The organism is Marinobacter halophilus, from assembly GCF_003007685.1.
GTDB classification, from domain to species: domain Bacteria; phylum Pseudomonadota; class Gammaproteobacteria; order Pseudomonadales; family Oleiphilaceae; genus Marinobacter; species Marinobacter halophilus.
The window spans coordinates 151,056-175,664 of record NZ_PXNN01000009.1 but is presented as its reverse complement, the minus strand read 5'-3'; the positions used below and the strand labels follow the sequence as shown (position 1 = coordinate 175,664).

18 protein-coding genes and 1 rRNA gene are annotated in these 24,609 nt (G+C 55.5%); 5 read left to right on the top strand and 14 right to left on the bottom strand.

Annotation, left to right across the window (positions count from 1 at the left end; genetic code table 11):
• Window positions 1-46: 46 nt before the first annotated feature.
• The 7 genes from C7H08_RS06270 to C7H08_RS06240 form a co-directional block, all read right to left on the bottom strand.
• Window positions 47-1,587, bottom strand: a 16S ribosomal RNA gene (locus C7H08_RS06270).
• 521 nt (window positions 1,588-2,108) lie between these two features.
• Window positions 2,109-2,726, bottom strand: a complete 618-nt coding sequence (locus C7H08_RS06265) for a protein-methionine-sulfoxide reductase heme-binding subunit MsrQ (protein ID WP_106670888.1) — start codon at window positions 2,724-2,726, stop codon at window positions 2,109-2,111.
• Window positions 2,726-3,700, bottom strand: coding sequence for a protein-methionine-sulfoxide reductase catalytic subunit MsrP (msrP, locus tag C7H08_RS06260; RefSeq protein WP_106670887.1), 975 nt, complete (start codon window positions 3,698-3,700; stop codon window positions 2,726-2,728). The genes C7H08_RS06265 and msrP overlap by 1 nt, the downstream gene beginning before the upstream one ends.
• Before the next feature lie 92 nt (window positions 3,701-3,792).
• Window positions 3,793-4,605 carry a CDP-diacylglycerol--serine O-phosphatidyltransferase gene (gene pssA, locus C7H08_RS06255; RefSeq protein WP_106670886.1) on the bottom strand — a complete coding sequence of 271 codons (813 nt, stop codon included), beginning with the start codon at window positions 4,603-4,605 and terminating at the stop codon, window positions 3,793-3,795.
• A 91-nt stretch (window positions 4,606-4,696) separates the two neighbouring features.
• Window positions 4,697-5,713, bottom strand: a complete 1,017-nt coding sequence (gene ilvC, locus C7H08_RS06250; RefSeq protein ID WP_106670885.1) for a ketol-acid reductoisomerase — start codon at window positions 5,711-5,713, stop codon at window positions 4,697-4,699.
• Between the two features lie 65 nt (window positions 5,714-5,778).
• Window positions 5,779-6,270 (bottom strand): acetolactate synthase small subunit, encoded by a 492-nt coding sequence (gene ilvN / locus C7H08_RS06245; RefSeq protein WP_106670884.1) that lies wholly within the window; start codon window positions 6,268-6,270, stop codon window positions 5,779-5,781.
• 2 nt (window positions 6,271-6,272) lie between these two features.
• Window positions 6,273-7,991: an acetolactate synthase 3 large subunit gene (locus C7H08_RS06240; RefSeq protein WP_106670898.1), complete on the bottom strand. Its 1,719-nt coding sequence runs from the start codon at window positions 7,989-7,991 to the stop codon at window positions 6,273-6,275.
• 471 nt (window positions 7,992-8,462) lie between these two features.
• On the opposite strand from C7H08_RS06240, the gene C7H08_RS06235 reads away from it, so the two are divergent.
• Window positions 8,463-8,939: a DUF4124 domain-containing protein gene (locus C7H08_RS06235; RefSeq protein WP_106670883.1), complete on the top strand. Its 477-nt coding sequence runs from the start codon at window positions 8,463-8,465 to the stop codon at window positions 8,937-8,939.
• A gap of 80 nt (window positions 8,940-9,019) precedes the next feature.
• On the opposite strand, the gene clpB is transcribed toward C7H08_RS06235, so the two are convergent.
• From clpB to rluD, 3 genes are all read right to left on the bottom strand, one after another.
• Complete coding sequence (gene clpB, locus C7H08_RS06230; protein WP_106670882.1) at window positions 9,020-11,596, bottom strand: ATP-dependent chaperone ClpB; 2,577 nt, start codon at window positions 11,594-11,596, stop codon at window positions 9,020-9,022.
• A gap of 144 nt (window positions 11,597-11,740) precedes the next feature.
• A complete protein-coding gene (pgeF, locus tag C7H08_RS06225) occupies window positions 11,741-12,496 on the bottom strand; it encodes a peptidoglycan editing factor PgeF (protein ID WP_106670881.1) in 756 nt (251 codons plus the stop codon).
• On the bottom strand, window positions 12,486-13,463 hold the full coding sequence (gene rluD, locus C7H08_RS06220) for a 23S rRNA pseudouridine(1911/1915/1917) synthase RluD (protein ID WP_106670880.1): 978 nt from the start codon (window positions 13,461-13,463) through the stop codon (window positions 12,486-12,488). The genes pgeF and rluD overlap by 11 nt, the downstream gene beginning before the upstream one ends.
• 171 nt (window positions 13,464-13,634) lie before the next feature.
• On the opposite strand from rluD, the gene C7H08_RS06215 reads away from it, so the two are divergent.
• The gene (locus C7H08_RS06215) at window positions 13,635-14,468 is read left to right on the top strand and encodes an outer membrane protein assembly factor BamD (protein ID WP_106670879.1); all 834 of its coding nucleotides are present in this window, start codon (window positions 13,635-13,637) and stop codon (window positions 14,466-14,468) included.
• Between the two features lie 72 nt (window positions 14,469-14,540).
• Here the strand turns inward: C7H08_RS06215 and C7H08_RS06210 are convergent, their stop codons facing one another.
• Entirely contained in the window at window positions 14,541-16,205 is a 1,665-nt protein-coding gene (locus C7H08_RS06210) for an NAD+ synthase (RefSeq protein ID WP_106670878.1), read from the bottom strand.
• Between the two features lie 93 nt (window positions 16,206-16,298).
• Here C7H08_RS06210 and C7H08_RS06205 point away from each other — a divergent pair, with 93 nt between their 5' ends.
• The 3 genes from C7H08_RS06205 (at window position 16,299) to C7H08_RS06195 (ending at window position 20,064) form a co-directional block, all read left to right on the top strand.
• Window positions 16,299-17,945 (top strand): sensor histidine kinase, encoded by a 1,647-nt coding sequence (locus C7H08_RS06205; RefSeq protein WP_106670877.1) that lies wholly within the window; start codon window positions 16,299-16,301, stop codon window positions 17,943-17,945.
• Between the two features lie 54 nt (window positions 17,946-17,999).
• Entirely contained in the window at window positions 18,000-19,382 is a 1,383-nt protein-coding gene (locus tag C7H08_RS06200) for a sigma-54-dependent transcriptional regulator (RefSeq protein WP_106670876.1), read from the top strand.
• A gap of 118 nt (window positions 19,383-19,500) precedes the next feature.
• On the top strand, window positions 19,501-20,064 hold the full coding sequence (locus C7H08_RS06195; protein ID WP_106670875.1) for a GspH/FimT family protein: 564 nt from the start codon (window positions 19,501-19,503) through the stop codon (window positions 20,062-20,064).
• A gap of 15 nt (window positions 20,065-20,079) precedes the next feature.
• Here C7H08_RS06195 and C7H08_RS06190 read toward each other — a convergent pair whose 3' ends face one another.
• Genes C7H08_RS06190 through C7H08_RS06180 form a run of 3 tightly spaced genes read right to left on the bottom strand, consistent with a single transcriptional unit; the run spans window position 20,080 to window position 24,604 of the window.
• Complete coding sequence (locus tag C7H08_RS06190; RefSeq protein ID WP_279303196.1) at window positions 20,080-20,502, bottom strand: type IV pilin protein; 423 nt, start codon at window positions 20,500-20,502, stop codon at window positions 20,080-20,082.
• Window positions 20,503-20,513: 11 nt separating this feature from the next.
• Complete coding sequence (locus C7H08_RS06185) at window positions 20,514-23,996, bottom strand: pilus assembly protein (RefSeq protein ID WP_165793940.1); 3,483 nt, start codon at window positions 23,994-23,996, stop codon at window positions 20,514-20,516.
• An 11-nt stretch (window positions 23,997-24,007) separates the two neighbouring features.
• A complete protein-coding gene (locus C7H08_RS06180; RefSeq protein WP_165793939.1) occupies window positions 24,008-24,604 on the bottom strand; it encodes a PilX N-terminal domain-containing pilus assembly protein in 597 nt (198 codons plus the stop codon).
• Between the last annotated feature and the right edge of the window lie 5 nt (window positions 24,605-24,609).

Below are 24,609 nucleotides of genomic sequence, written 5' to 3'. Positions count from 1 at the left end.
AACCAAGTAATTCGTGTGGACTCTGACCGAAGCATTCGGCTTCGTTTAAGGAGGTGATCCAGCCGCAGGTTCCCCTACGGCTACCTTGTTACGACTTCACCCCAGTCATGAACCACACCGTGGTAATCGTCCTCCCGAAGGTTAGACTAACTACTTCTGGTGCAATCCACTCCCATGGTGTGACGGGCGGTGTGTACAAGGCCCGGGAACGTATTCACCGCGACATTCTGATTCGCGATTACTAGCGATTCCGACTTCACGCAGTCGAGTTGCAGACTGCGATCCGGACTACGACGTGTTTTAAGGGATTGGCTCACTCTCGCGAGTTGGCAGCCCTCTGTACACGCCATTGTAGCACGTGTGTAGCCCTGGCCGTAAGGGCCATGATGACCTGACGTCATCCCCACCTTCCTCCGGTTTGTCACCGGCAGTCTCCCTGGAGTTCTCAGCATTACCTGTTAGCAACCAGGGATAGGGGTTGCGCTCGTTACGGGACTTAACCCAACATCTCACGACACGAGCTGACGACGGCCATGCAGCACCTGTCTCAGAGTTCCCGAAGGCACCAATCCATCTCTGGAAAGTTCTCTGGATGTCAAGGCCAGGTAAGGTTCTTCGCGTTGCGTCGAATTAAACCACATGCTCCACCGCTTGTGCGGGCCCCCGTCAATTCATTTGAGTTTTAACCTTGCGGCCGTACTCCCCAGGCGGTCAACTTAGTGCGTTAGCTGCGCCACTAAGACTTCAAGAGTCCCAACGGCTAGTTGACATCGTTTACGGCGTGGACTACCAGGGTATCTAATCCTGTTTGCTCCCCACGCTTTCGCACCTCAGTGTCAGTGTTGGTCCAGGTAGCCGCCTTCGCCACTGGTGTTCCTTCCTATATCTACGCATTTCACCGCTACACAGGAAATTCCACTACCCTCTACCACACTCTAGTCTGACAGTTCGAAATGCCGTTCCCAGGTTAAGCCCGGGGCTTTCACATCTCGCTTAGCAAACCACCTACGCGCGCTTTACGCCCAGTAATTCCGATTAACGCTTGCACCCTCCGTATTACCGCGGCTGCTGGCACGGAGTTAGCCGGTGCTTCTTCTGCGAGTAACGTCAATCCTCCAGAGTATTAGTCTGAAAGCCTTCCTCCTCGCTGAAAGTGCTTTACAACCCGAAAGCCTTCTTCACACACGCGGCATGGCTGGATCAGGGTTGCCCCCATTGTCCAATATTCCCCACTGCTGCCTCCCGTAGGAGTTCGGGCCGTGTCTCAGTCCCGATGTGGCTGATCATCCTCTCAGACCAGCTACGGATCGTTGCCTTGGTAGGCCTTTACCCTACCAACTAGCTAATCCGACTTAGGCTCATCCAATAGCGCAAGGTCCGAAGATCCCCTGCTTTCCCCCGTAGGGCGTATGCGGTATTAATCCGGGTTTCCCCGGGCTATCCCCCACTACTGGGCAGATTCCTAAGCATTACTCACCCGTCCGCCGCTCGACGCCTGGGAGCAAGCTCCCATCGTTTCCGCTCGACTTGCATGTGTTAAGCCTGCCGCCAGCGTTCAATCTGAGCCATGATCAAACTCTTCAGTTTAAATCATACAAGAATCCGAAGATCCTTTAATCTTGCTCAAGACAAAACTCAATGTTCGACGAGTCACTGTCCTGATATTTCATATCCGAAATACCTCGGCCAGCGCCCACACGAATTACTTGGTTAACTTGTTAAAGAGCGTTTGAGCCGTGGCTCAATCAAGGTGGCGTATTCTACATCGTTCCGCGACCTTGTCAACCGTTTATTTTTCGCTGCTTCCGACTCCGGAAACGGCCGAAAAACTCATCGGCGTACTGCTTAATCGAGGTGCGCATTCTACACTGAACCGCCACCTTGTCAACCGCTTTCTCGAAGAATTTTAAAACCGTTTTCTTCAAACCTTTCAAGCAGTTATCGCTTCAGTTCCGAGCCGTTTCAGCGGCCTGTCCCTCAAGCGAGATGCGCATTCTACAGACCTCAGCTTGGGTGTCAACGGTCAATCTGAAAAAAACGACAGCTCTTCGGACACCACCTACCAGGGCGCTCAACGTTTGACCAAACCGATCACGTTTTACCCATTTCTAGCCTCGACGAAGCGGAATCAGCGTGGGCAATCCAAACCAATAAGCCCTCAGGCCAAGTAGCACAAGCAGAATTAGCCCATAAACCACCATTTCGGTAATGTCGCTTCGGGCCTGCCAGAGGAAATGCACCCAGACCAGTATCGCTGCCGGGTAGATCAAACGATGCAAAGGCTTCCAGCCCCGACCAACGCGTCTCATCATTGCCTTGGTAGAGGTCACAGCTAATGGGAGCATTAACAAGAACGCGGTCGCGCCCGCGATGATATAGGGGCGCTGGGTAAAGGTGGTCCAGAGATCGCCCCACCCCAGAAGCAATTGCAAAAACGCAAGAATATGAAGGCTGGCATAAAAGAAAACGAACAAGCCCAGCATCCGACGGTAGCGCAGCCAGCCATTCCAGCCCGTGACTTTCTTCAACGGTGTGATCGCCAAGGTCAACAGCAGAAACTGAAAGGCCGTCAACCCCAAGCGCTCAGTAATCGCCTGACCCGGGTCCGGTCCGATATCACCGGTAGCCACATCTTTCACAAGAAAAACCAATGGCACCAGTGCTGCAATAAATACCAGACACCTGGCAAAAACGTCGATCAACGTATTTCGCGTTATGGCTGGCATCAATAATACCGGGACAGGTCCATGCCTTTATAGAGATGCGCCACCTGCTCTTCATATCCGTTGAACTTTATGGTTTCAATCCAGTTAGGCCGCAACACACCGGAAGGCAACCGACGCTCCCTTTTCTGGCTCCAGCGTGGATGATCCACCTCCGGATTTACGTTGGCGTAGAAGCCATACTCATTCGGCGCAATCATTTCCCAACTTGTCTTCGGCCGCTCTTCCATAAATCGGATACGAACAATGGACTTAATGCTTTTGAAGCCGTACTTCCACGGGACCACCAGGCGAATGGGCGCACCATTCTGGTTTGGCAATGTCTCGCCATAGAGACCAACGGCAAGAAAGGACAGTTCGTTCATGGCCTCATTCATGCGCAGCCCCTCACGATAAGGCCACTCGATGGTGCTGAACAACGACCGCTGACCGCGCATTTGTTTGGGGTCATGCAAGGTTTCGAAATAGACGTACTTCGCTCGTGAGGTTGGCGCCAGCTGTTTCAGCACAGCGGCCAGTGGCACACCTACCCACGGAATCACCATGGACCAGGCCTCTACACAGCGTAGCCGATAGATACGCTCTTCATACTCGTGGGGCTTGAGCAGATCTTCCAGCGCATAGCGACCGGGACGCTCACACTCACCCTCCACTTCAATCGACCAGGGGTCCACAGACATTTCGCCGGCATACCGCTCGGGGTCGCCCTTTCCCGTGCCGAATTCATAGAAATTGTTGTAGGCGGTGACCGCATCGACCGGTGTTTTCTGTTCGTCCGTTGAAAACTGCGGAGCCGCGCGGTAATCCAATGCCTGGCGACCGGGGGATTTTTCACTCGCCTGCAACAAACCAGGGACCGCCAGCGAGGCAGCAGACGCGATCGCACCGGTCATGAACCTTCGGCGGTCCAGGTAGATGGCTTTTGGGGTGACTGCGGAATCCGGCAGTGCCCAGGGTGGGCGCTGTTTGATGAGCATAAAGCAACTCCAAAGGAAGCGGTTGGGTTATTGACTGACGATTCCTGGAGAAATTCCCGCCCGACTGCCGCCGGGCGGGATTGCGCGATCTGTCAGGCGCGCTTGGTCTTGTATCTGAACAAGGCGCGCACCGGGCCAGATAACGCATAGATCAGGAACGCGGTAAACAATACGGTCGCCGGATCCAGAGCGATCACCACCAGAATCAGCACCACCAGCAAAATAGCCGCAAACGGCACACGGCCACGCATATCGAGATCTTTGAAGCTGCGGTACAGAACGTTACTGACCATCAGTACACCAGAACCACCGACCACGATAATCGACAGCAGAGTGAGCCAGGTTGCAGGCTCGTAAAGGTGGAAGCACCAGACCAGACCGGCCACACAGGCTGCCGCCGCCGGGCTTGGCAGCCCGACAAAAACTTTCTTGTCGACAGAGCCGATCTGAGTATTAAAGCGTGCAAGACGTAAGGCCGCACCAGCCACATAGATAAAGGTAATCGCCCAGCCAACCTTGTCGAGGCCATTCAAGGCCCAGAAAAATGCAACCATGCCGGGGGCCACTCCGAAGGCGACCATATCGGCCAGGCTGTCGTATTCCTCACCAAACTTGCTTTGGGTATTGGTCATCCGCGCAACACGACCGTCCAGGCCATCGAGGATCATGGACACAAAAATGGCGATGGCGGCATTGTCAAAAACACCATTGGCAGCGGAAACAATGGCATAAAACCCCGAAAACAAGGAGGCCGTGGTCAGCGCATTGGGCAACAGATAGATGCCTTTGCGGCGCACCTTGGCGCCCTCGACCAGCTCTTCCTCGACCACCTCACCGGCCGCAATCTCGGGCTCTTGTGTGCTTTTTGGCTCAGGCTTTTCGACAGATCTATTCTCTTCAGTCATTCCACAAACTCCGGAAAGCATTTGCGCCGAGTATATACGAAAAACGCGGCCACAAGGGGCCGCGCTTTCAAACCGTACCGGAAATTCCGGATCAGTTCTTATCTTTGTCCACGATCTTGTTCGCGGAAATCCAAGGCATCATAGAGCGCAGCTTTTCACCCACCACTTCAATTTGGTGCTCGGCATTTTGACGACGACGAGCAGTCATGGACGGATAGTTCAGAGCGCCTTCAGAAATGAACATCTTGGCATACTCACCGCTCTGGATGCGCTTCAGTGCATTGCGCATGGCTTCGCGGGACTGCTCGTTGATGATCTCGGGGCCAGTTACATACTCACCGTACTCCGCGTTATTGGAGATGGAGTAGTTCATGTTGGCGATGCCACCCTCGTACATCAGGTCAACAATCAGCTTGAGCTCGTGCAAACACTCGAAGTAAGCCATTTCCGGCTCGTAACCGCCATCCACCAGCGTTTCAAACGCCGCTTTGACCAGCTCGACAGTGCCACCACACAGAACTGCCTGCTCACCGAACAAATCGGTTTCAGTTTCGTCTTTGAACGTGGTTTCGATGATACCGGTACGGCCGCCACCGATACCGCTGGCGTAAGACAAGGCCAGGTTCTTGGCGTTACCGGACGCGTCCTGGAAGATCGCGACCAGATCAGGAATACCGCCACCTTTGGTGAACTCGGTACGCACAGTGTGGCCCGGCGCCTTCGGGGCAATCATGATAACGTCGAGGTCTTTGCGTGGAACGACCTGGTTGTAATGAATCGCAAAACCGTGAGCGAATGCCAGAGTGGCGCCCTGCTTCAGGTTCGGTTCGATTTCGTCACGGTACAACTGGGCCTGGAACTCGTCAGGGGTCAGCACCATAATTACATCAGCAGCAGCCACGGCAGAGGCAACGTCGCTGGTTTTAAGGCCATAGGCTTCCGCCTTGGCAATGGAAGAAGAGCCCGGGCGCAGACCAACAACCACATCCACACCGGAATCTTTCAGGTTGCACGCGTGGGCGTGGCCCTGTGAACCAAAACCGAGGATGGCTACTTTCTTGCCCTGGATGATGGAAAGATCACAATCCTTATCGTAATAAACCTGCATTAGAAACCTCTACTATTAAGTAATGGCCTATAAAGGCCATGATGTTCAAATTTGTCAGACAGCCGTCAGAGGCTGAGCACCTTTTCGCCTCGCGCGATACCAGACACCCCGGTACGCACCACTTCCAGAATTCCGGAGGTACCCACTGCCTGAATAAAGCCGTCGAGCTTTTCGCTGTTTCCCGCCAGCTGCACGGTGTAGACGGAACTGGTCACGTCTACGATCTGGCCACGGAAAATATCCACCGTGCGCTTGATCTCCGCACGCTGGGAGCCGGTAGCCTTGAGCTTGACCAGCATCAGTTCCCGTTCGATATGGGCACCTTCGGTCAGGTCCACCAGCTTGACCACCTCGATCAGCTTGTTCAGCTGCTTGGTGATCTGCTCAATGACCTTGTCCGAGCCTGAAGTGGTCACTGTCAGGCGAGACAACGTTTTGTCTTCGGTCGCTGCAACCGTCAGTGTCTCGATATTGTAGTTGCGCTGAGAGAATAGCCCAACCACTCGGGACAATGCACCAGGCTCGTTTTCGAGCAAAACAGAAATGATTCGACGCATGATCACACCCTCTCCGTTTTGCTGAGCCACATATCTTTCATCGAACCACGGGCAACCTGCATCGGGTACACATGCTCAAAGCGGTCAACGTAGATATCCACGAACACGAGCTTGTCTTTCATCGCCAGGACTTCCTTGAGCTTGGGCTCGAGGTCTTCCTTGCGGTCAATACGCACGCCAACATGGCCATAGGCTTCCGCCAGCTTGACGAAGTCCGGCAGAGAATCCATGTAAGACTCCGAATGACGGGACTCGTAGTTCATGTCCTGCCACTGCTTGACCATACCCAGCGCCTGGTTATTCAGGTTGATGATCTTCACGGGCAGGTCGTACTGCTTACAGGTCGACAACTCCTGGATATTCATCTGGATACTGCCTTCACCGGTAAAGCACAGCACTTCATCATCCGGATGAGTCAGCTTGACGCCCATGGCGGCAGGCAAACCAAAGCCCATGGTGCCCAGGCCGCCGGAGTTGATCCAACGATTAGGCTTGTCGAACTTGTAATACTGGGCCGTGAACATCTGGTGCTGACCCACGTCGGTGGTCACGTACGCATCACCGTTAGTGAGCCGCCAGAGCATCTCAACCACCTCCTGTGGTTTGATCACGTCCGGGCTGGTCTCGTAACGCATACCATGGAACGCGCGCCACTCTTCAATCTGCTTCCACCAGGACGCCAGCGCATCGGCATCCGGTTTATCTTTGCTTTCTTTGACCAGCGACATCATTTCTTTCAGGACCGAATCAACCGGACCAACGATGGGCACGTCCGCGTCTATGGTCTTGGAAATCGACGCCGGATCAATATCGATATGAATAATCCGCGCCCCCGGGCAGAACTTCTCAGTGGCGTTGGTTACCCGATCATCAAAACGCGCACCGACACAGAGAATCAGGTCTGAATGGTGCATGACCATGTTGGCTTCATAGGTGCCGTGCATGCCCAACCAACCCAGGTGCTGCTTGTCGGTCGCCGGATAGCAACCAATTCCCATCAGCGTGTTGGTGATCGGAAAGCCTAGCGTGCGAGTCAGTTCCGTCAACTGCTCGGAAGCCTTACCCAGAATGACGCCACCGCCGGCGTAGATGACCGGGCGTTTAGCGGCCATCAGCATGTCGACGGCCTTCTTGATCTGGCCTGCGTGACCGCGAATGGCGGGATTGTAAGATCGCAGTTTGACTTTCTTCGGATAGGAATACTCAAAGCGCTCATTCGGAGCGGTCATATCCTTGGGGATGTCGACCACAACCGGGCCGGGACGGCCAGTCGCTGCAATGTAGTAAGCCTTGCGAATGATTTCCGGAATTTCTGAAGGATGGCGCACACTGAGGTTGTGCTTCACCACCGGACGGGACACACCGATCATGTCGGTTTCCTGGAAGGCATCTTCACCAATCAGGGTGGATGCTACCTGGCCGCACAGAACCACCAAAGGGATGGAATCCATGAAGGCAGTGGCGATGCCGGTAATGGTGTTGGTTGCGCCAGGACCCGAGGTGACCAGAACGGTACCCGGTTGTCCGCTTGCGCGGGCGTAGCCGTCGGCCATATGGACCGCAGCCTGCTCGTGCCGCACCAGAATGTGCTTGACTTTATCTTGCCGGAACAGCGCATCATAGATATGAAGGGCCGCACCACCCGGATAGCCGTATATGTATTCGATCCCTTCATCTTGCAAGGACCGGATCAGCATGTCGGCGCCAGACAATAACTCCACGTTTTCTACCCTCTTCGACGAGTGAATGAGCCGGGTTACGCCCCGGTTGCCTGGATTCACGGTTTCTCTGCTTCTTGTGAAAGCGGAACCGGCGTACTCCTCCACACCCTTTTTAACAGGTTGTCTCCTGGCCAGCCGCCCTCCTGAGGGTTGCGGAGAACGACCAATCAACGGGTTGCACGTAAGCAACAACCAACGTCCACCAACGTGTGGCAGACTCAGTGTGGTGATTAACGGGGGATACTCGCTCGGGATTGCCTGCCGTATTGACCCCAGTCTTCAGGCAATCGGTAATTCTGACAGCGCGAAACTCACTGTCAATAGGCGCTGTGGCTTAATTACGACCAATTTCTTCGGCACTCTGCCATACTGGCCGCATAAAAGGTGCGAGAGATTTGAACCAGACAGGAGAAAATCTACCGTTCAGGTGGCATGATATCTCCAGATTGTAGACAAGAAACGGGTAGAGACATGAATCGAAAAATCCTGATGCTGACCGTTCTGATGGCGGCCACACCGAGCTTTGCAGGCGCTGCCTCTGTATATAAATGGACCGATGAAAGCGGCGTCACTCACTTCGGTGACCGCCAGCCGACAGGTCAGAATTCTGAACAGGTCAATGTGCGGTCCGGCACCAGCCGGAATCCGGGCAACCAACGACAAAGCCCACAGCAACAACTGGACCAACTGGAAGAACAGCAGCAAGCCCAACAGCAGCGCCGCGAGGAAAGCGCTGTTGAAGAAGCCCGCCGGAAACAACGCGAGGCCAACTGCGCCACCGCACGTTCAAACCTGAACGTTATCAGTAGCAATGCCAGAATCCGGGTCGAGAAAGACGGCGAGATGCGCTACCTGAGCCCTGAGGAAATTGACGAACAACGGCGTCAGTTTGAAGAAATCGCTGCAGAGAACTGCGGGCCAGACACTGCGGTTCCGGCACAACGCTGAGCATTAACGTCCAGATCGAGAAAAGGGTTAGATAACTTTCGTCATCTGACCCTTTTGTATTGGCAGCCTGCAAGCGACACTCAGGCCCTGGCAAAAGCCAGTGTGTTTCCCTGCACGGTGGCAACTATGGTGTCACCCGACATAAAATCCCCCTGCAGCAGCTTCTGCGCCAGCGGATTCTCAATCATCCGCTGAATCGCCCGTTTAAGCGGGCGGGCACCATAGACCGGATCGTAGCCCACCTCTGCCAGCAACTGCATCACCTCATCGTCCAGCTCCAGCTTCATGTCCTGATCCTTCAGGCGGCGCGCCAGGTTGTCGATCTGGATACGGGCAATGCCCTGGATCTGATCTTTCGCCAGCGGGTGGAACACCACCACTTCATCCACCCGGTTAATGAACTCGGGCCGGAAGTGTGTGCCGACCTCTTCCATGACGGCCGACTTCATATCTTCGTAATCATCTTCCCCGGCTTTCTCCTGGATGATGTGAGACCCCAGGTTGGACGTCATCACGATCACCGTATTGCGGAAGTCCACGGTACGGCCCTGGCCATCGGTCAGGCGACCATCATCCAGCACCTGCAGCAAAATGTTGAACACGTCCGGATGGGCTTTTTCAATCTCATCCAGCAGCAGCACCGAATAGGGCCGGCGGCGCACGGCCTCGGTCAGGTAACCACCTTCTTCGTAGCCGACGTAGCCGGGGGGCGCACCAATCAGGCGGGCCACCGAGTGCTTCTCCATAAACTCGGACATATCGATGCGGACCATGGCCTCATCGGTGTCAAACAGGAATGAAGCCAGCGCTTTGCACAGCTCGGTTTTACCGACGCCGGTGGGGCCCAGAAACAGGAACGAGCCGTTCGGCCGATTCGGATCAGACAGCCCGGCACGAGAACGGCGTACCGCGTTGGATACCGCCTCCACGGCCTCATGCTGACCGATGACCCGGCCATGCAACGCCTCTTCCATCCGCATCAGTTTGTCGCGCTCGCCCTCGAGCATTTTCGACACCGGAATACCGGTCCACTTGGACACGATTTCGGCAATTTCCTCGTCGGTCACCCGGTTGCGCAGTAACTTCATTTCCATCATTTCGGCCTGGCTGGCCATATCCAACTGGCGCTCCAGCTCCGGAATGGTGCCGTACTGCAACTCGGACATCCGGCCCAGATCGCCAGCGCGGCGAGCATTTTCCAGATCAATCCGGGCTTGCTCGAGCTTGCTCTTGATTTTCTGGGAGCCGTGCAGTGCTGCCTTCTCGGTATTCCAGATCTCTTCCAGATCGGCGTATTCATGCTCGACATTGCCGATCACCGCTGACAGCTCTTCCAACCGTTTTTTGGATGCAGCATCGGTTTCTTTTTTCAACGCCTCCCGTTCGATTTTCAATTGAATTAACCTGCGCTCGAGGCGATCCAGAGCTTCCGGCTTGGAGTCCATTTCCATCCGGATCTGGCTCGCCGCCTCATCCACCAAGTCAATGGCCTTGTCTGGCAACTGGCGGTCGGTGATGTAGCGATGTGACAGTTTTGCAGCGGCGATGATGGCGCCGTCGGTCACTTCAACACCGTGGTGCACTTCGTAACGCTCTTTGAGGCCGCGAAGGATGGCAATGGTGTCTTCCTCGCTGGGCTCGGACACCAACACTTTCTGGAAACGGCGCTCAAGCGCGCCATCTTTCTCAATGTTTTCCCGATACTCATTCAGGGTGGTGGCACCTACGCAGTGCAGTTCGCCGCGGGCCAACGCCGGTTTAAGCATGTTGCCCGCATCCATGGAGCCTTCGGCTTTGCCCGCGCCCACCATGGTGTGGATTTCATCGATAAACAGAATGATCTGACCTTCCTGTTTGGACAGTTCGTTCAACACCGCTTTCAGTCGCTCTTCGAACTCGCCGCGGAATTTGGCACCCGCGATGAGGGAGCCCATATCGAGGGAGAGTACCTTTTTGTTTTTCAGGCTCTCCGGCACTTCGCCGTTCACAATGCGCTGGGCCAGGCCTTCAACAATGGCAGTCTTGCCGACGCCGGCCTCACCGATCAGCACCGGGTTGTTCTTGCGCCGACGCTGGAGTACCTGGATGGTGCGGCGGATTTCGTCGTCACGGCCAATCACCGGGTCGAGCTTGCCGGCAGCAGCTCGCTCGGTAAGGTCAACGGTGTACTTCGACAGAGCCTGGCGGTTTTCTTCCGCGCCGGCGTCGTTGACGGTTTCGCCGCCGCGAACGGCATCGATGGTTTTTTCCAGAACGGCTTTGTCGACGCCCTGCTCTCTGAGCACCCGACCGAGCGTACCGCGATCTTCGACGGCAGCCAGCAGAATGAGTTCGCTGGAGATGAACTGGTCACCGCGTTTCTGGGCGAGCTTGTCAGAGATGTTAAACAGACGGCCCATATCGTTGGACATGGAGACATCACCCGCATTGCCCTGCACTTCGGGCAGGTTTTCGATTTCTTTGGCGATGGCCTGGCGTACACGGCCTGGCTCGACGCCCACCTGTTTGAGCAGGGGTTTGATGGAGCCGCCCTGCTGATCGAGCAAGGCCTGCATCAGGTGGACGGGCTCGATGAAGTTGTGGTCCTTGCCGACTGCGATGGATTGCGCGTCTGCTAGTGCGCTTTGCAGTTTGCTGGTGAGTTTGTCGATTCTCATATTCTGTATTCCCCGAATTTTTGCGAATACCGTGTTTGCCTGAAGCGGCGGGTATTCGGTTTGCCTTGCTACTCAATGTAGGGGCATGTTCGGGGACTTCAAGCGGGCAGGCAGTTTAATCGTCAGAAATTTGACAGTCGTCAGTTAGTCCAGCCAGACCAGCGTTGCCATACGGCCTGTCTGACCGTCTCTTCGATAGGAATAGAATCGGTCTTTGTCATTGACCGTGCAGAGGCCGCCACCGGATACGGATACCACTCCGGCATTATTCAGGCGCTGGGTCGCCAATCGGTAAATATCCGCCATAAAGTGGCCTGAGCGGGCGCCGTTTGGAGTGAACGCTTGGGCGCCGTCCGGGCTCTGGTCGATAAAAGACTGGCGCACTTCCGGGCCGACTTCGAAGTGTTCAGGGCCGATGGCGGGGCCCAGCCAGGCCTTGAGGTCTGACGGGCGGACAGCCATGGCGGTGATGAGATGTTCGAGCACACCACCACACAGGCTGCGCCAGCCGGCGTGGGCGGCGCCGATGACGGTGCCGCTGGCATTCGTAAGGATTACGGGCAGGCAGTCGGCAGTGAGGATGGCGCAGGCGATGCCGGGGTGGCGGGTGAAGCTGGCGTCGGCGGTTGCAACGGCATCGACGTTGTCGGGCGTCAGTTCTACCACGTCGGTGCCGTGAACCTGATTCAGCCAGCCGATGTTGCTGGCCGCCAGGCCAGTGAAGTCCGCCAGTATCTGGCGGTTTCGGGCGACGTGGTCGGGGTCGTCACCCACGTGAACGCCAAGATTCAGGCTGTCCCAGGGTGGCTGGCTGGCCCCGCCTTTGCGGGTGGTGCTCAGCGCCCGGATGCGGTCGGGCGCTGGCCAGCCAGGGCGCAGGGTGTCCTGCTCAGAAATCATTGTCTTCCAGTTCCCTCGCGTGTTTGCGTAGGGCTTCGATGAGCTCAACCATGTCTTCCGGCAGCGGCACTTCCCAGCTGAGGGTTTCACCGGTTTCCGGGTGTTGCAGGGTAAGCTTGCGGGCGTGCAGGGCTTGCCGGTGGAACGCGGCCAGGGCCAGCCGGAGTTCTTCGGTGGTGCCTTTGGGCAGGCGCAGTCGGCCGCCATAGACTGGGTCCCCCACCAAGGGGTGGCGCACGTGGGTCATATGGACCCGGATCTGGTGGGTTCGGCCGCTTTCGAGTTTACAGTGAATATGGGTGTGGGCGGCAAAGCGTTCGATCAGGCGGTAATGGGTGATCGCCGGTTTGCCGGACGACACCACCGCCATGCGCTTGCGATCCTGCGGGTGCCGACCGATGGGGGCCTCTACCGTGGCGCCGCCGGTGAGAGAACCCACCACTACCGCTTCGTATTCCCGGCCCATGGTGCGGGTTTGCAACTGGCCCACCAGGGAGGTGTGGGCAATCAGACTGCGTGCCACCACCATGATGCCGGAGGTGTCCTTGTCCAGGCGGTGGACGATGCCTGCTCGCGGCAGGTTTTCCACTTCCGGGGCGTGGTTCAGCAGGGCATTGACCAGGGTACCATCAGCATGACCGGCGGCCGGGTGCACCACCAGGCCAGCGGGTTTGTTGATGACCAGCAGATGTTCGTCTTCGTAGACAACATCCAGTGTGATCGGCTCAGCTTGCCAGGTAACCTGAACTTCCGGCTCGGCGTCCACTTCCAGCACGTCATCCAGGATCACCTTGTCTCTGGGCTTGCGGGTTGTGCCGTTCACGGTCAGAGCCCCGCTCTTGATCCACGACTGCAGGCGTGAGCGGGAGTGCTCGGGCATCAGCTCAGCGGCGGCCTGATCCAGGCGTTTGTCACTGAGTTCAGGGGGGACCGTAAAGCGGCCGGTAATTCGGTTATCGGAAGACATTCAGCCTCGTTTCGCCAGTTTCAGGAGAGCGACAGATGCCACCCAAGCGGTGGCGATGTTACCTTTCGGTCAGATTGTGTCATGAACATCCGGTAAACACTGCACATAGGCAGGCTTCCCCGTTACAATGGCCAATCGACTCAAAGTTTGACCATTATACGGGATTCCGGCATGAGATCAGTTGTTCGATTACTGCTACTTTCCACAATCATTGCGTTGGCCGCTGGCTGCGCCTCCCAGAAAGACGTGGAAGTGCTGCCGGAAAAAACCTATTACGACAACGCCCGCCAGGCCATGAACTCCGGCAACTTCAACGAAGCCGAGCAGAATCTGGACGCGCTGGAAACCTACTACCCCTTTGGCCGATATGCGGAACAGGCCCAGCTTGATTTGATTTATGCCCGTTACCAGAACCTGGATCTTGAGGGCTCCCGGGCCGCCGCCGACCGGTTCATACGCCTGAACCCGCAAAGCGACCATCTGGACTATGCACTGTATATGCGCGGCCTGGCCTCCTACAACCTGGACATTGGCCTCGCAGCCCGGTACTTCGCGATCGATGTCGCAGCCCGTAACCCGGGTGAACAGCTGCAGGCGTTCCGGGATTTCTCGCAGTTACTGAACCGATTTCCAGACAGTGAGTACGCCCCGGATGCACGGCAGCGGATGATTGCGGTGCGCAACCGGATGGCCGAACTGGAACTGCACGCGGCCCGCTACTACATCACACGGGAAGCCTATATCGCCGCCAACAATCGCGCTCGCTACGTGGTAGAAAACTACCCGTCATCACCGGCGGTTGAAGAAGCCCTGATCTTACTGGCCGATACTTTCCGGTTTATGGACATCAAAAAAGGTGCCAGCGATGCCATCGCCACCCTGCGCCAGAACTTCCCGAACAGCGAAGCCTTTGATGAAAAGGGCGAGTTCCAGTCTGACCGGCTGCGGCGCCAGAACCGCTCTCTCACCAATGTGGTGACCTTTGGTCTGATCGGCGACGAGTAGGCGATTGCTTCAAATGAAAGGGCCGGATGAGGTGATCATCCGGCCCTTTTTTTATTGGCCTGACCCGCCAGCTCAGTGACCAATTTTCCAGCCATTGGTGATCGGATAACGACGATCCTTGCCAAACCCCCTTTCGGTGATCCGTACTCCGATGGGTGCCTGCCGCCGCTTGTACTCGTTAATATCAACCAACCGGGTGACACGCTCCACATCCGCTCGCTCAAACCCTTCGGCCACAATCGCTTCGGCACTGTAGTCCCGCTCCACATACAGGTGCAGGATCTGATCAAGAATGTCGTAACCGGGCAGGTTATCCTCGTCTTTCTGGTCCGGCGCCAGCTCGGCCGAGGGCGGGCGGGTAATCACCCGCTCCGGAATCACTGGCGACAGCGTGTTGCGGTAACGCGCCAAGCGAAACACCAGCGTTTTTGGCACGTCTTTGAGCACATCAAAGCCGCCAGCCATATCGCCATACAAGGTGGAGTAGCCCACCGCCATTTCACTTTTATTGCCCGTCGTGAGGACCATCGAGCCGAACTTGTTGGACAAGGCCATCAGCAATACCCCGCGCAGGCGCGCCTGCAGGTTTTCTTCGGTGGTATCCGGCTTGGTGCCTTCAAACGGTTGAGCGAGGGTGGCCATAAAGCTGTCGTACATGGGCTCGATGGAGAACACATCATAGTGGACCTCGAGTGCCGACGCCTGAGCCTCGGCATCTTCGAGGCTGGCACTGGAGGTGTAGCGGAACGGCATCATCACCGCCCGCACCCGCTCTTTACCCAGGGCATCCACCGCCACCGCCAGAGTCACCGCAGAATCGATCCCCCCTGACAGACCCAGCACCACCGACTTGAAGCCGTTCTTGTTCACATAATCCCGCACGCCGGTCACCAGCGCGTTGTAGACATTCGTCTCGAGCGACGGCTCCTCTGGCAATGGCGCTGAGACCGGCTGGCAGTGGTGCTCACAGAGGAAATCCACCGGGAACAGGCCATCGGTGAACTGGGGAATTTCCACCGCCAGCGTACCGGCGTGGTCATACACCATAGAGCCGCCATCAAAGACCAGCTCATCCTGACCACCCACCAGGTTCACGTAGACAATGCTGACCCGGTTCTCCGATGCCTTGCGCTGCAGCAATGCCTTGCGGCGAGCCTGTTTGTCGATATCGTACGGCGAGGCATTCAGGTTCAGAATCAGCTGTGCCCCTGCTCCTGCGGCATCCTCTAACGGGCCGTCTTTCCAGAGATCCTCGCACACGGTGATGCCCACCGGCACCCCTTTGATATCGACAACCAGGCTGTCGCGCCCTTCCGCAAAATACCGCTTCTCATCAAACACCTGATAGTTAGGTGGGCAGCGCTTGAAGTAAACGCCCCGGGTGTGACCGCCTTCGATCACCACGGCGGTGTTGTACAGCAGCCCGTCGGCGCGCAGCGGCGTACCAATGACGATGGCCGGCACCAACTCGGCTTGCTTCAGCCGCTGCAAGGCTTCCTCTACTCTCAGGTCAAGACTCGGCCGTAGCAGCAAATCTTCAGGAGGGTAGCCGGTCAGGCACAATTCCGGAAACACGACCAGGTCCGCCTGGTGCTGCTCATGGGCCTCCCGGCTTGCCTGGATAATCAGCTCGGTATTACCGGGAATATCCCCCACCAAAAAGTCCAGTTGGGCCATCACCACCCGCAGCTTGCGAGCAGGGGCTGATTCCGCGGAGGTTTTACCGGGTACCGTCATGCGCTAGGCTCCTGTAACTTGTTGCCGTTAAAAGGCTATTATAACCCTGCAAGCACCGGGATTTCTCCTGACAGACGGCAGATAACCATACTCATGGCAGCAGATTCACCTACAGCACCGCTCTCACCGTCGACGCTCGGCCCTGTGGCACAGCGCCAGCAGGCCCGATTATTCCGCATCTACAACCAGTACCGGTTGGTGATCAGCCTGATGCTGGTGGGCTTGTTGTTTGTCGACCCTTTCACGGCAGACACCAAATTTCGCTGGCTGGAATACTATCAGGCGGGCGTGATCTCCTACCTGGCGATTAATGCCTTTATTGCTCTAACCATGCTCGCCGGCTTTCAGCCCCGGCAACGTCACATCACTCTGTCCATATTGCTCGACATTCTGATGATGCATGGCCTGTTACTGGCCAGTACCGGCATCACCAATGGCCTTGCCAATCTGGTGATCGTGTCGGTCGCCGCAGGCAACATCCTGACGCCTAGCAGGATGGGCACCTTCTATGCGGCCCTGGCGGCTATCTGCTCACTGAGCATTTCCGGCTGGGCGGCACTGGCCATCAACGAATCGGCCGACGACATCGTGCGTGCAGGCTCTTTGGGCATTCTCTATTTTGCCGCAGCGTTCATCCTGCAAGGTATCTCCCGCCGGATGATCCGCAGCGAGGCTCTGGCCTCCAGTCGCGCCAAAAGCATTGTCGAACTCGAACAGATCAACCAGCAGATCATTCAGCGCATGCGCACCGGCATTCTGGTACTGGATCGTTTTGGTCAGATCCGCCTGGCCAACGCAGCCGCTGAAGAACTGTTGTTCGGCGCGGCGGTCGACGAAGCTGCCCCGAAACACAGCCCACGCCTGCTGCCCTGGCCACTTAAACAAGGCCTCACCTCCTGGCTGAAAAACCCGATCATGCGCATTGAACCGTTTCAGGCTTCATCCACCTCGCCGTTGCTGCAAGCCAACTTTACCCAACTGGACCAGGAACGGGGCGATCAGATCCTGGTGTTCATTGAAGACATGAGCAAGGTGACCCAGCAAGCCCAGCAGATGAAGCTTGCCTCGCTGGGGCGACTGACGGCCGGCATTGCCCACGAGATCCGTAACCCTTTGGGCGCAATCAGCCATGCCGCCCAGCTGATGGAAGAATCGCCCAACCTGGACCAGGGCGACCGGCAGATGCTGGAAATCATCCGTCGGCATTCGAAACGGGTGAACGGCATTATTGAAAACGTGCTCGATTTGTCCAGGCGCAGGGCCGCCAACTCGGAACTGGTGGATGTCAGGCACTGGCTTGCGGAATTTCAGAGCGAGTTTCAGCAAACCCAGGACAACGGCACCAAGGCCAACATCGAACTGTCGACCGGGGCCGACATTCCCCCTGCCCGATTCGACAAAAGCCAGATTGAGCAGGTTATGGTCAATCTTTGTGACAACGGTTTGCGCTACAGCAAACAGCAGACCGGGCAAAACAGGATAGAATTGATTGCGGGTGCCACTGCAGACGGAAAGCGTGCTTACGTGGACGTCCGGGATTTTGGCCCCGGCATTACCGCGGATAACCGTAACTCGGTGTTCGAGCCTTTTTACACTACCGACAAAAGCGGCACCGGGCTTGGCCTTTATCTGGCAAGAGAACTGTGTGAAGCCAATCAGGCTCACCTGTCGCTGATAGAAAATGATGAACCGGGCTGTCGCTTCCGCATTACCTTCGCTCACCCGGGACGAATGATATAAAGCAAACACTGGCCATCGGGCGTTTTCAATTCAACAGGGAACCGAAGACTGATAATGACGAATCAAACAGCGCTGATTGTTGATGACGAACCGGATATCCGGGACTTACTGGAAATCACCCTCACCCGGATGGGAATCACCACTTATACAGCACCAGACCTGACCACCGCGCGGTCGTTACTGGAACGGCACAAGCCACAACTGTGCCTGACCGACATGAACCTGCCAGACGGTAACGGCATTGAGCTGGTGCACTGGATTCAACAAAACACGCCCTGCACACCGGTCGCCGTGATCACCGCCTATGGCAACATGGACACCGCGATCGAGTCCCTCAAGGCCGGCGCCTTTGATTTCGTCTCCAAACCGGTAGAACTGCCCCGGCTGCGGGAACTGGTGAACAGCGCCCTGAAATTATCAGAACCCAACATTCAAACAGCTGCCGAAGCCGACGAGCCGGGGCTGTTGCTGGGCGAATCACCGGAACTCCGCAAACTCCGCAACCAAACCCGAAAGCTGGCCCGCAGCCAGGCACCGGTGTTTATCAGCGGTGAGTCTGGCAGCGGTAAAGAGCTGGTCGCACGGATGATTCACCTGCAGGGTCCCCGGTCTGATGGTCCGTTCGTCGCGGTCAACTGTGGTGCCATTCCTTCTGAACTGATGGAAAGCGAATTCTTCGGCCACAAAAAGGGCAGCTTTACCGGCGCCGTCGAGAACAAGGACGGCCTGTTCCGCAGCGCCGACGGGGGCACGCTGTTCCTGGACGAAGTCGCCGACCTGCCGCTGGCGATGCAGGTGAAGCTGCTGCGCGCCATTCAGGAAAAAGCCGTGCGCCCGGTAGGCGACACTAAAGAAATCTCCGTCGACATCCGCGTACTGAGTGCAACTCACAAAAATCTGCCGGAACTGGTGCAGGACGGCAGCTTCCGCCAGGATCTGTTCTACCGGATTAACGTGATCGAACTGGCGGTACCGCCGCTGCGGGAGCGCGCCAGCGACATCCCGCTATTGGCCGATCACATCCTGCAAAGAATCGCCAAGGAGTACGAATGCGACCCTGCTCGACTGACCGCCGCTGCGATTGAGCGCCTGCAGGGTTATGACTTTCCCGGTAACGTGCGGGAGCTGGAGAACATACTGGAGCGGGCCTTCACGCTTTGTGATGAAGATTTGATTGATGCCGGCGACCTGCATCTGGGTGGCGGGGCCGTGCCTGGTGGTTCTTTAGCGACAGCGCTGGGCAGCTCTGATGTGCAACAAACTGCCGCCGTGCCAGAGGGTGAGATTGATCTGGAAGGCTATCTTGAGAGTATCGAGCGACAGGCTATTGAAAAAGCGCTCGAGGCTACGCGGTGGAATAAAACAGCGGCGGCGAAGAGGCTGGGGATCAGTTTTCGGGCGTTGCGGTATCGATTGAAGAAATTGGGGATGGAGTGAGAAATCTCTTACAAGAATCCCCGAAATATCTTCTAAACCTGAACCATCACTTCACTTAATCTTTTCCTCGACAAAAATGACAAGGTTTTCAGGATGAAAACCAACAGGAGCATCAGGGATGATCAAGTCAAAGGATCAACTTGGCGTTAGCCTCGTTGAGTTGGTTATATGTGTTGTTATCATTGCCATTATCGCCTCCAGCGCACTCCCCTCGCTACGTGGGCTTCTTGATGACGGCCAGCGGCGCGCAGTTATCAACGACACGCTCGGCTTCATGGCACTTGGACGGCAAGAATCGGTTATCAACGGGTCACTTGTCACCTTGTGTCCGCTCGACGACGACAAACTTTGTAGCCGAGACTGGTCTCGCGACCTGACCCTCTTTAAAGATCCTGGCAATCACCGTCGAATAACCGATGACGAACAGATCATCAGAGTGCTGCCACCGCCCAAACTCGGATTTCTGAAAGTCGCTTCGCTCAGCAGAAGTTACTTTCAATACCGACCAGACGGCATGATCTACAGTGATCTAGGAAATGTAACCTGGTGTCCAGACGACAGAGACGCATCGAAAGCCGCTCATATCGTGGTACGCAAGGGGGGCAGCATCCGGCTAGCCAAGGACTCCAACGGCGATGGTATTCCGGAGAAGTCCAATGGCGACCCCGTCAGTTGCGACTAAGACAAATGCCATTGCTTACCAACAGTCTGGAACGTCAGCCCCGCCTTTTTTCGCCTCTTTCTTGCCGGTGTGATCAAGAGTTAGCGTTCCGCATTTGTCATCTGCCTGAGCCCCGGCCGGCGCCGCCTGTAAAGTGAAAGCGTTTTTCTGCACACCGGTCAGCGAAAGATCGTACATCTTCGTGCCCGACTCTGGAGATCTGGCCAAAGGGAGCGTTGGCGCATTGCCATCATCCCTATAGTCGTAGTTTTGCTGAAGATATTTTCTCTCCATCCATTGCGCAAGCCTCATCAAATCTGCCTGGGCATTGGTGCGATGTGTAGCCATTACATTATTGCGATACGAGGGATATGCAATCGCGGCAATGATACCAATGATGGCGACCACGATCATTAACTCGATCAACGTAAAACCGGAATTTCGCGTTCGATGATTCACAGTATCAATCCTCATTCGGTTATCTCACGCCAGCCTTTACGGCCCAGCCCGATAATCAGCTCTGGTAACCCAACAAATTGGGCGCCGCCAGCACCACTATTAAATGCCAGAAGGTTACCCCATACCGACAACTGGGACGGGGGAGTGTTAACTTTAAAGCCAGTGGCGTTCTCAGTACTGTTTTCAAACGCCGGGAAGCCCGGAGTTGTATTCTCGGCGCGGAGAATCTCAAAGCCCATGACCCAACCGTCGCCACCACCAAGACAGGGATTTCCACCCGGAATCAGGGTGTTAACGTAAACATACTCGCCTCGAATAATGGGATAGTTCACCACTCTTTCCCCAGTGCTCGGTAGTTTTGAGTACCAGCCACGCTTGACGTCATAATCCACACGATTCTCTGAGGCCACCCGAATGGTCCGGTCGACGCCGTCGATGGTCCCAGCCTGTTGTGTTACAGGAAGGTCTACCAATCTGTCTATGGTGATTGGTAGTGCACCCGCATCAGAAGTTTCGTGGACTGCGTAGAAATACTGGTCATCATTGTTCGAGTGGTCACCAGTCTCAAGATACTTCCCGGTACCGAACAGAATCATCAGATCCGGATCTTTACCGGTATCCATCGACAAAGCTACTGCTGGCGCTGAAGTGATCGGCTGGGCAGCTTTGAAATAAGGACTATTCTGTCCCAACTCTGTGTAGGCCGACTTCATGGTGCCTTCGTCGTTTTCAGCCACCCAAAGATTACCATCCAGGTCACCTGCATAAACGCGATCAACCAGATAATTTGCATTCACATTATCAATCAGCGTAAGCGGCGACAGTCCCGTTCCCCCAGATTTGAACTCGAAATACATATAATCATTGTTGTCCCAAGTTCCATCCAGGCCGCCTTCCAGGTCCAGCATGAAGAAACCTGTTGAGCCAGAGTTGTAACCTGAGGACACAAAAACCGTCCACCGAATGTTACCATCCGGCCATTCCATCTGGGCAATTTCAGGTGGCTCAACAAGATAACCGAGTTTTTCATGGGTAAACTCCCAGAGAACCTGCTGCCCGGCGTTAGCCTCGCTAAAATCGTCTGGGTTAGTCACGTCCAGAGCAAAGATTCCCTTGGCACCTGCGCGACTGCCGCCAATAAGAACTGTTCTCCAGTCCCGAGTATTATCCACATTCCCGTTAGCCCGACGCCCCCGGGTATGAACGTCAACCACTTCCAGGTTCAGGTCTACGTAGAACCGGTGCGAGAAGCCCGGCTTGGTGAGATAGTGAAGGCCTTCTTCGTCGGCGGTCGAAGCTATGAAAGAAGGCACATAAGCCAGCACTTCATCTCCGCCACCGTCTGCTAGCGATGTGGCTTTAAAACCGTGCAACATGCCATCGTTAGCGCCAACATAAACAACCGGGGTACGTTCAAGATTGGAATTCCGGAAGATAGAGTACTTACCATCGCCGAAGGTGTCGTTATTCGGCCAGAAGGAGTCTGGCACTCCTACATAGCGGGGCGTGGAGTTAACAATCGTGCCCAGCAGGTGTTGCCTCTGCCGAAAATATTTGCCATCCCCTTCATTTTCAGACTCCAAGGTCTCACGCTTCTTCCCGCGAAGGTATTCAAGCCGCTTTTCGCCCAGAGAAGGCGTGCCGGTGTTCAGATCATTTTTCTGAGCGTTTGACAAAGACCCCCAGCGGAAAGGTTGCCCCTGGCTGCCATCGTAGGTGAGAATTTTCCTGTTATCGGGCACGGCCGCATTTAGCCGGGCCCGGGCTGACCAACCTTCGTTATCTTCATCCTCGGCAATCTCTGGACGACCATCCGAGCCCGACTCCAGCGTGATCGCTTCCAGATCCCCGGTCCAGCCATTGGGCTCAAAGTAACTCGAGAACACCAGGGCATTTTCTGCCTCAATTGATGCTACGTTGAAGTCAACGCCCGTGGCTGAGCCCGCGTTACCCAGAAACTGATCCAGCAGACCTTCCAACTGGCTTCTGAAAGTTCCCGGGTCTCCAGCGCTAAAAAAATCGCCACGCCCGTTCATGGAAGCATGAAGGAGGTCGTTAATTTTATTTTCATTAGTACTGCCACCCCACCAATCCACACCGGTGCCGTTTAAGGCAGCTGACACTGCATCATCCCGAGACACAGTGCCTTCTACACCAAAGCCGATGCCATAGGTCATCATATGCTGCCAGAAGGCGGGATTTCCTACCGTCTTCCGAACATCCGAATCATTACCACCAGTAACCGCACTGATGGTTGGTACATAGTTATCGATGTCTGTGCGTAGATCCCGTTTCCAATAGTGGGCAGCAATATCCGCGAGAGTAACACGACTGGTAACAGTGTCGCTGAAAGGCGATTCAGCCTTGTACTGCCCAGTGTCACCGGTATCGTTTGTAATTACCGGCCCATCAACGTTATCCGCGTTAATGCTCAGGTCCGGATCGTAACTAGTACCGGTATTGTAGTAACCGTCAGTCATCAGCATGGTCGCAGAGATGCGACATTCTCTTGCTGGATTTGCTGAACTTTTCGAAGAACCAGGATCATCCAGCCAAGCCCTTTCGCTCTTCTCAAAATACTGGCCAGCACCCTCCAGGGCACGCTGTGAGGGCGTCGCACCGGTTGAACTTACGCCATATAGCCAATTGATGAAGTTGGCACGGACTGAATCAAAAGAACGAACGCCATTAGTCACCGCCCGAACATTGGCGGCATCGTCAACTGTATTCCGCCCCTGGTTAATTTGCCCCCATCCAAGGCGAAAGTCTGTGCTGAGATCCTGATTAGCAAAAACAGTGCCAATACCCGCTTTCGCAGCCATCTCCCGGGTGCGATAATACGAAAACCAATTCGCAAAGTTTTGGTGTTCAGATGCAGCTACAACCACCTTGGTATAACACGAGTCCTGATAGGGATCACTCTCACAACCCCCTGCATTATTGAACCTATAATAAAAAGCTGGCTCGCTATTTGCGTTGTGGCTTACCGCAAAGCCCCGATTAAAATTTTGCTTGTAAAAGAAGTCATCCATTACCGCACGGTAATTATTCGACAAGTTCACCCTGTTCGCATCCGAGTTGTAGCCATTGACGGATGCGTTAGTGAAACTGGCATTCGGAAAACTCGCTCCATTAGCGGCCAATGGGGGCGCGTAGGTTACGCTTGGATTAAAGTAGAGTTTATTCAAATGGCTCGAGGCTAGAAACTGTCTGCCATTATTGGTGTAGTAGTAACAAAGCGGCATGCCACCATACGTGCCATTGTTTCCACAATTACTACCGTATCCTCCGATATCGAAATGCTCATCCAGGTCATCGGGCATAAACCCCCATCTCATAGAGCCGGAATCATCCAAGATGAACAGAAGGTTGGGATCGACCCCTCCACCCGCTGCCAACGGTTTTTGTGCGAAATTAACGTCACCCCAGCCAGCTGCAGGGAGCACCAAAGCCATGCCAACGGCCAGAATATTTAGCTTGAGTTGTCTGAACATAGCTGACGCCCTCATTCTTCAGTGCCAACGTTTTTGGCACTGATAAAATAGTAACTTTCAATAATCTTGCGGCTTTGATCCGACGGTCCCTTGGCCATCACCACAATCCGCATAGATTCTGCGCTCCCCATGATGTCTGACTGTCCCGACCCGGCAGCACCACCGCCGCCTGCCTGATCGCCCGAGCCTTCAAAGTTCAGATTCCGGAGCGAATCGCCAGTACCACCTTTGCTCTGCTCCTGTTTCAACTTGACGGGGCCTCGATATTCAATGAAGTATTCTGGCGTTAACCCCTCCACCGTCGGCGCCTCCGCAACTTTCGCTGAGCCCCAGGTGTTTGCTGACAAAGCAGGTGGCGCCTCGCCAGTGTCATACCAGCCGTTGTTGTTTGCATTAAAGCCCGCCAAAGAAGTCAGGTCACTCAAATCCTTCTCCAGCCCCCTCAACGCTGCCTCTGCAGCTTCCAGGGCGATCACACCTTCCCGTGCGGAGTTAGACATTCGTTCCTGCATAATTGAATTCTGCATCGATGATGTCGCCAACAGGGACAAAACCAACAGAATCACCAACGACATCAGCAGGGCAGAGCCCCTTTCTTTAAAGTTCATGGTGT

Coding starts and splice junctions, on each gene's coding strand:
- ilvN (WP_106670884.1), bottom strand. CDS start 6,270: ATGCGTCGAATCATTTCTGTTTTGCTCGAAAACGAGCCTGGTGCATTG.
- C7H08_RS06210 (WP_106670878.1), bottom strand. CDS start 16,205: ATGACGGTACCCGGTAAAACCTCCGCGGAATCAGCCCCTGCTCGCAAG.
- pgeF (WP_106670881.1), bottom strand. CDS start 12,496: ATGATTTCTGAGCAGGACACCCTGCGCCCTGGCTGGCCAGCGCCCGAC.
- C7H08_RS06185 (WP_165793940.1), bottom strand. CDS start 23,996: ATGTTCAGACAACTCAAGCTAAATATTCTGGCCGTTGGCATGGCTTTG.
- ilvC (WP_106670885.1), bottom strand. CDS start 5,713: ATGCAGGTTTATTACGATAAGGATTGTGATCTTTCCATCATCCAGGGC.
- C7H08_RS06215 (WP_106670879.1), top strand. CDS start 13,635: ATGAGATCAGTTGTTCGATTACTGCTACTTTCCACAATCATTGCGTTG.
- C7H08_RS06195 (WP_106670875.1), top strand. CDS start 19,501: ATGATCAAGTCAAAGGATCAACTTGGCGTTAGCCTCGTTGAGTTGGTT.
- C7H08_RS06205 (WP_106670877.1), top strand. CDS start 16,299: ATGGCAGCAGATTCACCTACAGCACCGCTCTCACCGTCGACGCTCGGC.
- msrP (WP_106670887.1), bottom strand. CDS start 3,700: ATGCTCATCAAACAGCGCCCACCCTGGGCACTGCCGGATTCCGCAGTC.
- C7H08_RS06180 (WP_165793939.1), bottom strand. CDS start 24,604: ATGAACTTTAAAGAAAGGGGCTCTGCCCTGCTGATGTCGTTGGTGATT.
- C7H08_RS06200 (WP_106670876.1), top strand. CDS start 18,000: ATGACGAATCAAACAGCGCTGATTGTTGATGACGAACCGGATATCCGG.
- clpB (WP_106670882.1), bottom strand. CDS start 11,596: ATGAGAATCGACAAACTCACCAGCAAACTGCAAAGCGCACTAGCAGAC.
- C7H08_RS06235 (WP_106670883.1), top strand. CDS start 8,463: ATGAATCGAAAAATCCTGATGCTGACCGTTCTGATGGCGGCCACACCG.
- C7H08_RS06265 (WP_106670888.1), bottom strand. CDS start 2,726: ATGCCAGCCATAACGCGAAATACGTTGATCGACGTTTTTGCCAGGTGT.
- pssA (WP_106670886.1), bottom strand. CDS start 4,605: ATGACTGAAGAGAATAGATCTGTCGAAAAGCCTGAGCCAAAAAGCACA.
- rluD (WP_106670880.1), bottom strand. CDS start 13,463: ATGTCTTCCGATAACCGAATTACCGGCCGCTTTACGGTCCCCCCTGAA.